We start from the raw sequence: 14,246 nt of genomic DNA on the forward strand, positions 1-14,246 counted from the left end.
CGTCCGTCGGCGGTGGACAAGCGGTTCCGGGCGTTCGACCCGCATCAGGCCCTGCTGCTGCCGCCGTCGCTGGACGACTGGCTGCCCGAGGGGCACCTGGCCCGGTTCGTCGCCGACCTGGTCGATGACGTGCTGGATCTGGGGCCGGTCCTGGCCGACTACACCGAGAAGCGCGGCTACCCGCCCTACGATCCGCGCCTGATGGTGCGCCTCCTGATCTACGGCTACACCACCGGCATCCGCTCCTCGCGGGCGATCGAGCGCAAGGGCGCCGACGACGTCGCGTTCCGGTTCCTGGCCGCCGGCCAGGAACCGGACTTCCGTTCCATCTCCCGCTTCCGCCGCCGCCACCTGGACGCACTCGCCGACCTGTTCACCCAGTCCCTGCACCTGGCGCAGAAGCTGGGCATGGTCAAGATGGGCCGCGTCGCGCTGGACGGCACGAAGCTTCAGGCCAGCGCCTCCAAGCACAAGGCGATGAGCTATGGCCGACTGGTCGACAAGGAGGAACGCGTCGAGGCCGAGATCGCCGAACTGGAAGCGACGGCCGCCGCGTTGCTGGCTGACGCCGAAGCGAGCGACACGGCCGAGGACCAGATCTTCGGTGTCGCCGGCAAGGACACCGACCTGCCCGCCGAGCTGGACCGCCGCGAGAAGCGCCTGGCCAGGATGCAGGCCGCCCGCGCCCAGATCGAGGCCGAAGCCGCCGAGAAGGCACGCACGCACGCCGAGGAGAAGGAACGCCGCCGCCAAGAACGCGCCCACGCCCACGACGAGCAGGCCGTCACCGAGGCCGGGCAGAAGGCCGCGGCGAAGGCCCGCCCCAAGCCGAAGGCGCAGGCAAACTTCACCGACCCCGACTCCCGGATCATGAAGAACGGCGGCGGCGCCTACATCCAGGCCTACAACGCCCAGGCCGTCGTCGACGAGGCCCACCAGGTCATCACCGCCGCCGACGTGACCACGAACGCATCCGACGCCCTGAACTACACCACGATGCTCGACCAGTGCGCCGCGAACACCGGCATCCACCCGGGGCAGGCACTGGTCGACGCCGGATACTGCTCCGATACGAACCTCGAAGCCGCAAAAGACCGCCAACTCACCTGCGGCACCGACACGTTCATGGCAACGGGCCGCCTCGCCCACGATGAGCAGGTCCCGCCCGCACCACGCGGACGCATCCCCAAGGACGCCACCTTGAAGGAGCGCATGGCCCGCAAGCTGCGGACCAAACCCGGCCGCAAGGCATACAGCCGCCGCAAGGCCATCGTCGAACCCGTCTTCGGGCAGATCATGACCTGCCAGAACGGCCGCCAACTCCTCCTGCGCGGCGAAGACGGCGCCCGAGGAGAGTGGCGACTCCTGGCCGCCTGCCACAACCTCCGCAAGATCTTCCGACTCACCGGAACCACCGGACTCGCCGCCCTGGCCGGCTGACCAGCCGGGCCTCCCGCCCCCCGTCACGGCACTGCCAGATCAAACACCCGACGAGCAGGCCCCCGGCCGCCGCCTCACAGGCGCTGGCCGGGCGACCGACCGATTCCATCGACCACGGCCAGGCCGGTCGCTTGCCAGTTACTGACTCACGCTCCTAGCCGGAGGACTTCCAGAAGGTGGAGTCCGCCCGCGCGCTGTTGCCGGCGGTCAACGGCTTGATCGAGCAGCGGCCTCCTGCTCCCGCGGGGCAGGGAGTGGCGCCCGGGCACCCGCACGCGCCCCGCCCACGTCCGGTACGCCGTACGTCCCCCAGCAGGCGCCCGAGGCCCTCTACGGGCCGCCCTACGCGGCCGCCGGGCCGACCCCCGCGGTACCCCCGGCCCGCAGCCCCCGGCCCCCGGCTCGGGCGCGGCCACCACACGGCGGCCATGCCCGGGCAGGCCTGCCCGGCTACTGGCACTCGCTGCCGGGCAGGATCGCCTGGGCCGCGACCCGGGGGCTGTCCAGGGTCACGCTCGCCGTCGCGCGGCGCTTCTCGTTCGCCGGGACCGGCCGCATGTACCTCTCCTCATGGGCGCTTCGTGGTGTTCGGCTTCATCGCCGCCTGGTACATCACCACCATCCCCCTCGTCGTCCGCGCATCCCCCTCGTCGTCCGCGCCCCTCGGCTTCGCGCCCGAGATGGCCCAGGTCCCGCACCACTTCCAGGCCCGACAACCACATCCGGCTGCGTGCCCAGGAGAGTCCTGCCTCCGGCCCATCCGCTGACCGCCCGCGGCCGAGTACTCCTGGAAACGCCGAAGGGCGCCCACCCCGTAAAAACGGAGTGGGCGCCCTTCGTCAGACGTACGCCTTACTGGTTGTACGGACCGTAGTCGTAGTCCTCCAGCGGAACGGCCTGGCCGGAGCCCGTGCCGAACGGCGAGTAGTCGATGTCGTCGTAGCCGACGGCCGAGTACATCGCGGCCTTGGCCTCTTCGGTCGGCTCGACCCGGATGTTGCGGTAGCGGGACAGACCCGTACCGGCCGGGATGAGCTTACCGATGATGACGTTCTCCTTGAGGCCGATGAGGCTGTCGGACTTGGCGTTGATCGCCGCATCCGTCAGGACTCGGGTCGTCTCCTGGAAGGAGGCGGCCGACAGCCAGGATTCCGTCGCCAGCGAGGCCTTGGTGATACCCATCAGCTGCGGACGGCCGGAGGCGGGGTGACCGCCCTCGGTGACCACACGACGGTTCTCGGTCTCGAACTTCGAGCGCTCGACGAGCTCGCCCGGCAGCAGCTCCGCGTCGCCGGACTCGATGATCGTCACGCGGCGCAGCATCTGCCGGATGATGATCTCGATGTGCTTGTCGTGGATCGACACACCCTGCGAGTTGTAGACCTTCTGGACTTCGCCGACCAGGTGGACCTGGACCGCACGCTGACCGAGGATCCGCAGCACGTCGTGCGGGTTCGTGGCACCGACGGTGAGCTTCTGGCCCACCTCGACCGCGTCGCCCTCGCCGACCAGGAGACGGGCACGCTTCGAGATCGGGAACGCCGTCTCGTCGCTGCCGTCGTCCGGGGTGACGACGAGCTTCTTGGTCTTCTCGGTCTCCTCGATCCGGACGCGGCCCTTGGCCTCCGAGATCGGGGCGACACCCTTCGGCGTACGAGCCTCGAAGAGCTCGACGACACGGGGCAGACCCTGGGTGATGTCGTCACCGGCCACACCACCGGTGTGGAAGGTACGCATCGTCAGCTGGGTACCGGGCTCACCGATGGACTGGGCGGCGATGATGCCGACCGCCTCACCGATGTCGACCAGCTTGCCGGTGGCCAGCGAGCGTCCGTAGCAGAAGGCACAGGTGCCGACCGCGGACTCACAGGTCAGGACCGAGCGGGTCTTGACCTGCTCGACGCCGTTGGCGACCAGCGCGTCGATCAGGACGTCACCGAGGTCGACGTTGGCCGGCGCGATGACCTTGCCGTCGATGACGACGTCCTCGGCCAGCATGCGGGCGTACACCGAGGTCTCGACGTCGTCCGTCTTGCGCAGCGTGCCGTCGGCTCCGCGCTCGGCGATCTTCAGCTTGAGGCCACGCTCGGTACCGCAGTCCTCTTCGCGGATGATGACGTCCTGCGAGACGTCCACCAGACGACGGGTCAGGTAACCCGAGTCGGCGGTACGCAGGGCGGTGTCCGCCAGACCCTTACGGGCACCGTGCGTGGAGATGAAGTACTCCAGAACGGTGAGGCCCTCACGGAAGGACGCCTTGATGGGACGAGGAATCGTCTCGTTCTTGGCGTTGGACACCAGACCACGCATACCCGCGATCTGACGCATCTGCATCATGTTTCCTCGGGCACCCGAGTCAACCATCATGAAGATGGGGTTCGTCTTCGGGAAGTTCGCGTTCATCGCCTCGGCAACCTCGTTGGTCGCCTTGGTCCAGATCGCGATGAGCTCCTGAGTGCGCTCGTCCTTGGTGATCAGACCGCGCTCGTACTGCTTCTGGACCTTCTCGTCCTGCGCCTCGTAACCCGCGACGATTTCCTTCTTCGCCTCGGGAACGACGACGTCGGAGATGGCCACGGTGACACCGGAACGGGTCGCCCAGTAGAAGCCGGCCGCCTTCAGGTTGTCGAGCGTCGCCGCCACGATGACCTTGGGGTAGCGCTCGGCGAGGTCGTTGACGATCTCGGAGAGCTGCTTCTTGCCGACCGAGTAGTCGACGAACGGGTAGTCCTCGGGCAGCAGCTCGTTGAAGAGCGCGCGGCCCAGCGTCGTACGCAGACGGAAGCTGTCGCCCGACTGGTACTCGGCCTCACCCTCCTCGGCAACCGGCGGGGTCCAGCCGCGCGGCGGGATGGTGCCCACCGGGAAGCGGATGTCGACGGCCGACTGCAGCGCGAGCTCGCCGGCGTCGAACGCCATGGTCGCCTCGGCCGTGGAGCCGAACGCACGGCCCTCGCCCTTGACGTCACGGAGCTCACCGTCGGTGGTCAGGAAGAACAGACCGAGGACCATGTCCTGGGTCGGCATCGTGACCGGACGGCCGTCGGCCGGCTTGAGGATGTTGTTCGAGGACAGCATCAGGATGCGGGCCTCGGCCTGCGCCTCCGCGGAGAGCGGCAGGTGCACGGCCATCTGGTCACCGTCGAAGTCCGCGTTGAACGCAGTGCAGACGAGCGGGTGGATCTGGATGGCCTTGCCCTCGACCAGCTGCGGCTCGAAGGCCTGGATGCCGAGGCGGTGCAGCGTCGGCGCACGGTTCAGGAGAACCGGGTGCTCGGCGATGACCTCTTCCAGGACGTCGTACACGACCGTGCGGCCGCGCTCGACCATGCGCTTGGCGCTCTTGATGTTCTGCGCGTGGTTCAGGTCGACCAGGCGCTTCATCACGAACGGCTTGAAGAGCTCCAGCGCCATGGCCTTGGGCAGACCACACTGGTGCAGCTTCAGCTGCGGGCCGACGACGATGACGGAACGCGCCGAGTAGTCGACTCGCTTGCCGAGCAGGTTCTGACGGAAACGACCCTGCTTGCCCTTGAGCATGTCGGACAGCGACTTCAGCGGACGGTTGCCGGGGCCCGTGACCGGGCGACCACGACGGCCGTTGTCGAAGAGCGCGTCGACGGCCTCCTGAAGCATGCGCTTCTCGTTGTTCACGATGATCTCGGGGGCACCGAGGTCAAGGAGTCGCTTCAGGCGGTTGTTGCGGTTGATCACGCGGCGGTACAGGTCGTTCAGGTCGGAGGTCGCGAAGCGGCCACCGTCCAGCTGCACCATCGGACGCAGGTCCGGCGGGATGACCGGCACGCAGTCGAGCACCATGCCCTTGGGGCTGTTGCTGGTCTGCAGGAACGCGGAGACGACCTTGAGGCGCTTGAGCGCACGGGTCTTCTTCTGGCCCTTGCCGGTACGGATGATCTCGCGGAGGCGCTCGGCCTCCTCCTCGAGGTCGAAGGACTCCAGGCGCTTCTGCAGGGCAGCGGCACCCATGGAGCCGTCGAAGTACGTGCCGAAGCGGTCACGCAGCTCGCGGTAGAGCAGCTCGTCACCTTCGAGGTCCTGGACCTTGAGGTTCTTGAAGCGGTTCCACACCTCGTCGAGGCGGTCGATCTCGCGCTGCGCACGGTCGCGCAGCTGCTTCATCTCGCGCTCAGCACCTTCGCGCACCTTGCGGCGCACGTCGGCCTTGGCACCCTCGGCCTCGAGCTCGGACAGGTCGGTCTCGAGCTTCTTGGCGCGGGCCTCCAGGTCGGAGTCGCGACGGTTCTCGATCTGCTGACGCTCCACCTGGACGTGCGCCTCGAGGGAGGGCAGGTCGCGGGTGCGGCGCTCCTCGTCCACGAACGTGATCATGTACGCCGCGAAGTAGATGACCTTCTCGAGGTCCTTCGGGGCGAGATCAAGCAGGTAGCCGAGGCGCGACGGAACGCCCTTGAAGTACCAGATGTGCGTGACAGGGGCGGCCAGCTCAATGTGGCCCATCCGCTCACGACGCACCTTGGCGCGAGTGACCTCGACGCCGCAGCGCTCGCAGATGATGCCCTTGAAGCGGACACGCTTGTACTTACCGCAGTAGCACTCCCAGTCCCGGGTCGGACCGAAGATCTTCTCGCAGAAGAGTCCGTCCTTTTCGGGCTTGAGGGTGCGGTAGTTGATGGTCTCGGGCTTCTTGACCTCGCCGTGAGACCAGGTCCGGATGTCGTCCGCGGTGGCAAGGCCGATCCGCAGCTCGTCGAAGAAGTTGACGTCGAGCACTGTGCGTCAATCCCTCTTTCGGGGTTGTGCCCCTCGCGTTAGCGAAGTAAGGCGCTTCATCATGGTCTGAACGGTCCCGGGGATGGCCGGGGGCTCCTTGTGGGAGCCCCCGACCAGGCCCGTCAGACCTCTTCGACGCTGCTCGGCTCGCGCCGGGACAGGTCGATACCGAGCTCCTCCGCCGCACGGAAGACGTCCTCGTCGGTGTCGCGCATCTCGATGGACATGCCGTCCGAGGACAGCACCTCCACGTTGAGGCAGAGCGACTGCATTTCCTTGATGAGCACCTTGAAGGACTCGGGAATGCCCGGCTCGGGAATGTTCTCGCCCTTGACGATGGCCTCGTAGACCTTCACGCGGCCGGTCACGTCGTCGGACTTGATCGTCAGGAGCTCCTGGAGGGCGTAAGCGGCACCGTAAGCCTCAAGCGCCCACACCTCCATCTCACCGAATCGCTGGCCACCGAACTGAGCCTTACCACCCAGCGGCTGCTGGGTGATCATGGAGTACGGACCGGTCGAACGGGCGTGGAGCTTGTCGTCGACCAGGTGGTGCAGCTTGAGGATGTACATGTACCCGATCGAGATCGGGTCCGGGAACGGCTCGCCGGAGCGGCCGTCGAACAGGTTGGCCTTGCCGGACGGCTGGACCAGACGGTCACCGTCGCGGTTCGGGATCGTGGCCTCGAAGAGACCGGAGATCTCGTCCTCACGGGCACCGTCGAAGACCGGGGTCGCGACGTTGGTACCGGGGGCGACCTGGTCGGCACCGATGGCCTGCAGGCGCTGGGCCCACTCGTCACCGAGGCCGGAGACGTCCCAGCCGCGGCTGGCGAGCCAGCCGAGGTGGATCTCCAGGACCTGTCCCGGGTTCATTCGGGACGGCACACCCAGCGGGTTGAGGATGATGTCGACCGGAGTTCCGTCCTCGAGGAACGGCATGTCCTCGATCGGAAGGATCTTCGAGATAACACCCTTGTTGCCGTGACGGCCGGCGAGCTTGTCACCGTCCGTGATCTTGCGCTTCTGCGCCACGTAGACACGAACCAGCTGGTTCACGCCCGGCGGCAGCTCGTCGCCCTCTTCACGGTCGAAGACGCGGACGCCGATGACCTTGCCGATCTCACCGTGCGGCACCTTCAGCGAGGTGTCGCGCACCTCGCGCGCCTTCTCACCGAAGATCGCGCGGAGCAGGCGCTCCTCGGGCGTCAGCTCGGTCTCACCCTTGGGCGTGACCTTGCCGACGAGGATGTCGCCGGCGACGACCTCGGCACCGATACGGATGATGCCGCGCTCGTCGAGGTCGGCGAGGACCTCTTCGGAGACGTTCGGGATGTCCCGGGTGATCTCCTCCGGGCCGAGCTTGGTGTCACGGGCGTCGACCTCGTGCTCCTCGATGTGGATCGAGGAGAGGACGTCGTCCTGCACGAGGCGCTGCGACAGGATGATCGCGTCCTCGTAGTTGTGACCCTCCCACGGCATGAACGCCACGAGCAGGTTCTTGCCGAGCGCCATCTCGCCGTTCTCGGTCGCGGGACCGTCGGCCAGGACCTGGCCCTCGATCACGCGGGCGCCCTCGTCCACGACAACCTTCTGGTTGACGGAGGTGCCCTGGTTGGAGCGCGAGAACTTCGCGAGGCGGTACGTGGTGTACGTGCCGTCGTCGTTGGCGGTGGTGATGTAGTCCGCGGAAACCTCCTGGACCACACCGTCCTTCTCCGCCTTGAGCACGTCGCCCGCGTCAGTGGCGCAGCGGTACTCCATGCCCGTGCCGACGAGCGGCGCCTCGGACTTGATGAGCGGAACGGCCTGACGCATCATGTTCGCGCCCATGAGGGCACGGTTGGCGTCGTCGTGCTCGAGGAACGGGATCATCGCGGTCGCGACCGACACCATCTGGCGCGGCGAGACGTCCATGTAGTCGACGTCGTCGCCCGGGATGTAGTCGATCTCGCCGCCACGGCGGCGGACCAGGACGCGGTTCTCGGTGAACCGCATGTCCTCGCCGAGGCCGGCGTTGGCCTGGGCGATCACGAAGCGGTCTTCCTCGTCCGCGGTCAGGTAGTCGACGTCGTCGGTGACGACGCCCTCGACGACCTTGCGGTACGGCGTCTCGACGAAGCCGAACGCGTTGACGCGACCGTAGGAAGCCAGCGAACCGATCAGACCGATGTTCGGGCCTTCAGGCGTCTCGATCGGGCACATGCGGCCGTAGTGAGACGGGTGCACGTCACGGACCTCGAAGCCGGCCCGCTCACGGGAGAGACCACCCGGGCCAAGAGCCGACAGGCGGCGCTTGTGGGTGAGACCCGACAGCGGGTTGTTCTGGTCCATGAACTGCGACAGCTGGCTGGTGCCGAAGAACTCCTTGATGGAGGCGACGACCGGCCGGATGTTGATCAGGGTCTGCGGCGTGATCGCCTCGACGTCCTGAGTCGTCATGCGCTCGCGGACGACGCGCTCCATACGAGCCAGACCCGTGCGGACCTGGTTCTGGATGAGTTCGCCGACGTTACGCAGACGACGGTTGCCGAAGTGGTCGATGTCGTCGGTCTCGACGACAATCGATACACCGCTGTCGCCAACGGTCTCGGTCTCACCGGCGTGCAGCTTCACCAGGTACTTGATCGACGAGATGATGTCCTCGACGGTCAGGACGCCGGCGTCCAGCGGGGCTTCGCCGCCCAGCTTCTTGTTGACCTTGTAGCGGCCGACCTTCGCGAGGTCGTAGCGCTTCGGGTTGAAGTAGAGGTTCTCGAGCAGCGTCTGCGCGGCCTCACGGGTCGGCGGCTCGCCCGGACGCAGCTTGCGGTAGATGTCGAGGAGCGCGTCGTCCTGGCCCTGGGTGTGGTCCTTCTCCAGGGTGGCGCGCATGGACTCGTACTCGCCGAACTCCTCGAGGATCTGCTCGGTCGTCCAACCGAGAGCCTTCAGGAGAACGGTGACGGACTGCTTGCGCTTGCGGTCGATGCGGACACCGACCATGTCGCGCTTGTCGATCTCCATCTCGAGCCAGGCACCCCGGGACGGGATGACCTTGGCCGAGAAGATGTCCTTGTCGGACGTCTTGTCGATCGAGGAGTCGAAGTAGACGCCCGGCGAGCGGACGAGCTGCGACACGACGACACGCTCGGTGCCGTTGATGACGAAGGTGCCCTTGTTGGTCATGAGCGGGAAGTCGCCCATGAAGACCGTCTGGGACTTGATCTCGCCGGTCTCGTTGTTGGTGAACTCGGCGGTGACGAAGAGCGGGGCGCCGAACGTGAAGTCGCGCTCCTTGCACTCGTCGATCGAGTTCTTCGGCGGCTCGAAGCGGTGGTCGCGGAACGTCAGCGACATCGACCCGGAGAAGTCCTCGATCGGAGAGATCTCCTCGAAGATCTCCTCCAGACCGGACTTCCTGGGGACGTCCTGTCCGCTTTCAAGAGCCGCCTCGACACGAGCCTTCCACGCGTCGTTGCCGAGCAGCCAGTCGAAGCTTTCGGTCTGCAGCGCAAGAAGGTTCGGAACCTCGAGGGGCTCCTTGATCTTTGCAAAGGAAATGCGCAGCGGGGCGGTGCTGGCGCCGTTGTTCGTATTCGCGGTCGAGGCAGTGCGCGAGGCGGCCAAGAGGGGGTCCTTCCGAGGGCTCGGACTCACTACGCGCGTACCGGTCCCAAGCTGGCACGGAGGCGGAAGCTTCCCGAATCGACCCGTGAGGGCCAGGTCAGGAGGACTTCAGTCCACGGTGCTGGAGCGAGGGCATGCCCCTGGTGACGGGCAGGGAGCAGCTAACAGGCAGCGCAAAGGGTCAGTGTAGCCACTTGGCTCACTGATGTCCAGTGCGGGTTTTTTGAGACCCTCGTTGTCCTCAACGACCCTCGTCAGACCCTCGTTGTTCTCAACAGCTGCAACACGTCACCACGTCACTCGTGGCACGCACATCCTTACTGCCCTCTTCGTCGCCGATCCATGCCTCGGATCCGGATCGTTGTGACGACGCGTCCTGAGAATTGCGCGCTGCGTGCGGTTCGTCAAGGCCCCCTCCTGTACGAACAGGGCTGCCCCGACCTCCGCACTCACCAGCAGGCCCCCGCTCCAGGCGCCGGCTCCAGGCACAACGAAGATCACCATACTCGTCGGGACCGTCAGTGCAAGGCAGCCGAAGCTGGAGCGCCAGCGGCCGTCAGGAAAGCCTGAAGGGCGACCACCCAGTTGGGTGATCGCCCTTCAGTACGTTCGCGTTACAGCCCTACGCGAGAGCCGCTCAGCAAGGAGTCAGCAGACTCCCGAGGTCACTTGACCTCGACGGAGGCGCCGGCGCCCTTGAGGGACTCGGCAGCCTTCTCCGCGGCGTCCTTCGCGACCTTCTCGAGGACGGGCTTCGGGGCGCCGTCGACGAGGTCCTTGGCCTCCTTGAGGCCGAGGGAGGTGAGCTCGCGCACGACCTTGATGACCTGGATCTTCTTCTCGCCGGCGCCGGTGAGGATGACGTCGAACTCGTCCTGCTCCTCGACGGCCTCAGCGGCGGCACCCGGGCCGGCCGGGCCGGCAACGGCGACGGCCGCGGCGGCGGTGACGTCGAACTTCTCCTCGAAGGCCTTCACGAACTCGGAGAGCTCGATGAGGGTCATCTCTTCGAACTGCGCGAGCAGGTCGTCCTGGGACAGCTTCGCCATGATGGCGTCCTTCCACTAATTCGGCAGGTGCCGGATGTAAATGTCGGCGGGCGTACGTTCGGCCCGCTGCGACCGTCTCCCTAGTGGGCGACGGTCAATGCGCGAGCCGAGTTACTCGGCACCGCCCTGCTCGTCGCGCTTGACGCGAAGTGCCTCCGCAGTGCGGACGAACTTCGACGGGAGCGCCTGGAAGACCTGAGCAGCCTGAGTCTGCTTGCCCTTCATGGCACCCGCCAGCTTGGCGAGCAGAACCTCGCGGGACTCGAGGTCCGCGAGCTTCTTGATCTCATCGGCGGACAGCGCCTTACCGTCAAGGACACCGCCCTTGATGATGAGGTTGGGGTTGTCCTTGGCGAAGTCACGAAGACCCTTCGCCGACTCCACCGGGTCACCGGTGACGAAGGCAACCGCTGTCGGACCCGTGAACAGGTCGTCCAGCGTGTTGATCCCGGCCTCGTTGGCCGCGATCTTGGTCAGCGTGTTCTTCACCACGGCGTACTCGGAGTTCTCACCGAGGGAACGGCGCAGCTGCTTGAGCTGGGCCACGGTGAGACCCCGGTACTCGGTCAGCACGGCGGCGTTCGAGCTGCGGAACTTGTCCGTGAGCTCGGCTACCGCGGCAGCCTTGTCGGGCGTCGGCATAGAGCGTCGGCCTCCTTCCGGGTGATGAGGACCGCTCAGAAGGGGCTGTACAAAACAAAACGCCCCGGCGCAGGCGCACGGGGCTTAGCTCGACCGGAACGAGTCCCGGGAACTTTCCACAGTCACCTGCGCAGGTCGTCCGCTTTCAGCAGATCCTTCGGTCACCGGTTCCTCTTGCGAGGGCACGGCAACGACCAGCGGTCTTTGGCTTCTCAAGGAGATTACGTGACGGGGTCCGCCTCAGGCAAATCCGCTCTTGCCGGGCCCCGCCGGGGCGCTCAACCGCTGGTCGCGCCCTTCATCATCTGCGCCGGATCCACCACGTCCTTGGCGGCCGGAGCCCGTACGGTGACCGGCTTGTCGTAGTCGAAGAAGGTCATCGTCAGGTCGAAGCGGCCCTTGTCCGCCGCGCCGCGGGTACGGAAGCGCCTGGTGCGGTCGTCCTGGTCGATCCACAGGTCCACCGCGAGCTTGTCGACGCCCAGGCCCTCGTACATCGAGAGGTTCTTGTCACGGCGCTTCCTGGTGGCCGCGTCCTCGTCCTGGTAGCTCTCGCGCATCTGGTCGAGCGTGACGGTGCCCTTGTAGTACGCGGTCTTCTCGCCCCCACGGTCTCCTCGCCGACGCGCTCGTGGTCCTTGGAGCCGTTGAGGAACGTGACCTGCTCGGCCGGGTTCTGGTCCGCCTGGCCGGCCGGCGGGTTCGTCGCCGCGGCCTCCTGCGACGCGGGCCCGGAGATGTCGAACTTGAGCCAGCTCCTGCCGTCCGTCTCCTTGGCCGCGCCCTTGCCGCCACCCATGTACAGGGCGCCGCCGGTGACGCGCATCTCGAGGGCGCCGTCGGAGCCCTGGTCGAGCGAGGTCATCCTCATCCGCATCGCCATCGGCTTCACGCTGATCGCGGCCTCGCCGTCGATCCGGCCCGAGCCGGGGACCTCGCCGGTCATCCGGCAGCCGAACGACGTCAGCGGCTCCCCGTTCTCCGTGGCGTCGCGGACGGCGGCGGCCAGCACGGCCCCCGCCGCTCTGTTCACTGTCACGACCCCACCCCTAGGAACAGACGATCGATACACGTAGGTGGGCGCACGATGCCGAGGGCTCAGGCGGCGGGCTTTCGATTGACGACGTCCTTGAAGTCGACCGTGTCCCGTGCCGGCGGGCGCTCGGCCGAGGCCCGGGCGCCGTAGTCGCCGTAATGCACCGTCCCGGAGAAGGCGCCGGAGGCCGTATCGGCCCGCTGTACGCGCTTGACCAGGAGGTGGCCGCGGTCGATCCACACGTCGACGCGCTGCCCGTGGGCCGAGCCCGTGTAATGCGTCGCGCGGACGCCGCGCACGGTCTCCGGGCCCACCTCGCGCGCGTTCCCCGAGGACAGCAGCAGCCTGAGGGAAGCCGCCGGCGAGAGGTCGGCCCCGGAGACGTACGGGTATCTGATCCAGTGCTTGCCGTCCGACAGCGCGGCGAACTTGTCGGTCATCCGCGTGTAGTACGCATCCGGCAGGAAGCGTGACTGGGACGGGGAGCCGCCCATGAGCCGGGTCGTCGAGGCCATCGAGCCGCCGGTCGTGGTCACCCTCAGAGTGCCGCGCAGCCCACCCGACCAGCGCAGGACGCCCACGCTCCGCGAGGACAGGCTGGTGCCCGTACTGCTCGTCGCCTCGATCCTCGCGGACCCGGCGGCGGCGACCTCGGAGCGTGCGGCCTTCAGCGCCCCGGTGACACCCTCGTCGCGCTTGGGCGCCTCGTGCGTGCCGCAGGACGCCAGGCCGGCCATCGCCAGGCAGACCGTCGCGTGCCGCACCCATGTCCTGCCGTTCATACGCTCCCCCGCCGAGCCCCAGGTCGACCCCGCACGCTAGCGGAGCGCACCCGCGCCCGGAGCGGTTAGCGGAAAAACGGGAACGGGCCCCGCACCTCGAAAGGTGCGGGGCCCGAGCCGACTTGGCTGAGCTGTCAGGCTCAGACCGCAGCCGGGTCCTCCTCGACGAGGAGGTTGCGGGTGCGGTTCGGGTCGAGCGGAACGCCGGGGCCCATCGTGGTGGCGATGGCGGCCTTCTTGATGTAGCGACCCTTGGCGGCGGACGGCTTCAGACGAAGGATCTCGTCCAGGGCCGCGCCGTAGTTCTCCACCAGCTGGGTGTCGTCGAAGGACACCTTGCCGATGATGAAGTGGAGGTTCGAGTGCTTGTCGACGCGGAACTCGATCTTGCCGCCCTTGATCTCGTTCACGGCCTTGACCACGTCCGGGGTCACCGTGCCCGTCTTCGGGTTAGGCATGAGGCCACGGGGGCCGAGCACGCGGCCGAGGCGGCCGACCTTGCCCATGAGGTCCGGGGTGGCGACAACGGCGTCGAACTCGTTGAGGCGGTTGCCCTTGGAGATCTCGTCGATGAGCTCGTCGGAGCCGACGATGTCGGCGCCAGCGGCTTCCGCGGCCGCAGCACGGTCACCGGTCGCGAAGACCAGGACCCGGGCGGTCTTGCCGGTGCCGTGCGGGAGGTTCACGGTGCCACGGACCATCTGGTCGGCCTTGCGCGGGTCGACACCCAGACGCATGGCGACCTCGACGGTGCCGTCGAACTTCGTCGCGGAGGTCTCCTTGGCGATACGGACGGCCTCGAGCGGGGCGTAGAGCTTGTCCCGGTCGATCTTCGCGTCCGCAGCGCGGAGAGTCTTGCTGCGCTTCACTTCTACTCCTGGAGTTCAGGTATGGAGTTCGTGGTGCGGACCAGCGCTGGCCCTACCACTGAAAGGTC

At 67.1% G+C, this 14,246-nt stretch carries 9 protein-coding genes; 2 read left to right on the plus strand and 7 right to left on the minus strand.

The window, feature by feature from the left end:
* The first annotated feature begins 12 nt into the window (after positions 1-12).
* Positions 13-1,440: an IS1182 family transposase gene (locus OG758_RS22445; protein WP_442810432.1), complete on the plus strand. Its 1,428-nt coding sequence runs from the start codon at positions 13-15 to the stop codon at positions 1,438-1,440.
* An 852-nt stretch (positions 1,441-2,292) separates the two neighbouring features.
* Here the strand turns inward: OG758_RS22445 and OG758_RS22450 are convergent.
* The 5 genes from OG758_RS22450 to OG758_RS22470 all read right to left on the minus strand — a co-directional run bounded on the left by OG758_RS22450 (position 2,293) and on the right by OG758_RS22470 (position 12,051).
* Positions 2,293-6,192 carry a DNA-directed RNA polymerase subunit beta' gene (locus tag OG758_RS22450; RefSeq protein WP_266673328.1) on the minus strand — a complete coding sequence of 1,300 codons (3,900 nt, stop codon included), beginning with the start codon at positions 6,190-6,192 and terminating at the stop codon, positions 2,293-2,295.
* Positions 6,193-6,314: 122 nt separating this feature from the next.
* Positions 6,315-9,800 (minus strand): DNA-directed RNA polymerase subunit beta, encoded by a 3,486-nt coding sequence (gene rpoB, locus OG758_RS22455; protein ID WP_100594897.1) that lies wholly within the window; start codon positions 9,798-9,800, stop codon positions 6,315-6,317.
* A gap of 665 nt (positions 9,801-10,465) precedes the next feature.
* Entirely contained in the window at positions 10,466-10,849 is a 384-nt protein-coding gene (gene rplL / locus OG758_RS22460) for a 50S ribosomal protein L7/L12 (RefSeq protein ID WP_266561204.1), read from the minus strand.
* Positions 10,850-10,960: 111 nt separating this feature from the next.
* Positions 10,961-11,491: a 50S ribosomal protein L10 gene (gene rplJ / locus OG758_RS22465; protein ID WP_100594899.1), complete on the minus strand. Its 531-nt coding sequence runs from the start codon at positions 11,489-11,491 to the stop codon at positions 10,961-10,963.
* Positions 11,492-11,769: 278 nt separating this feature from the next.
* Positions 11,770-12,051: a hypothetical protein gene (locus OG758_RS22470; RefSeq protein WP_326711623.1), complete on the minus strand. Its 282-nt coding sequence runs from the start codon at positions 12,049-12,051 to the stop codon at positions 11,770-11,772.
* Positions 12,052-12,138: 87 nt separating this feature from the next.
* Here OG758_RS22470 and OG758_RS22475 point away from each other — a divergent pair, with 87 nt between their 5' ends.
* Entirely contained in the window at positions 12,139-12,567 is a 429-nt protein-coding gene (locus OG758_RS22475) for a hypothetical protein (RefSeq protein ID WP_326711624.1), read from the plus strand.
* Positions 12,568-12,589: 22 nt separating this feature from the next.
* On the opposite strand, the gene OG758_RS22480 is transcribed toward OG758_RS22475, so the two are convergent.
* Both OG758_RS22480 and rplA read right to left on the minus strand, forming a co-directional pair.
* A complete protein-coding gene (locus OG758_RS22480; protein WP_326711625.1) occupies positions 12,590-13,309 on the minus strand; it encodes a hypothetical protein in 720 nt (239 codons plus the stop codon).
* A gap of 140 nt (positions 13,310-13,449) precedes the next feature.
* The gene (gene rplA / locus OG758_RS22485; protein ID WP_100594901.1) at positions 13,450-14,178 is read right to left on the minus strand and encodes a 50S ribosomal protein L1; all 729 of its coding nucleotides are present in this window, start codon (positions 14,176-14,178) and stop codon (positions 13,450-13,452) included.
* Positions 14,179-14,246: the final 68 nt, after the last annotated feature.

The organism is Streptomyces sp. NBC_01474, from assembly GCF_035918215.1.
Classification (GTDB): domain Bacteria; phylum Actinomycetota; class Actinomycetes; order Streptomycetales; family Streptomycetaceae; genus Streptomyces; species Streptomyces aureus.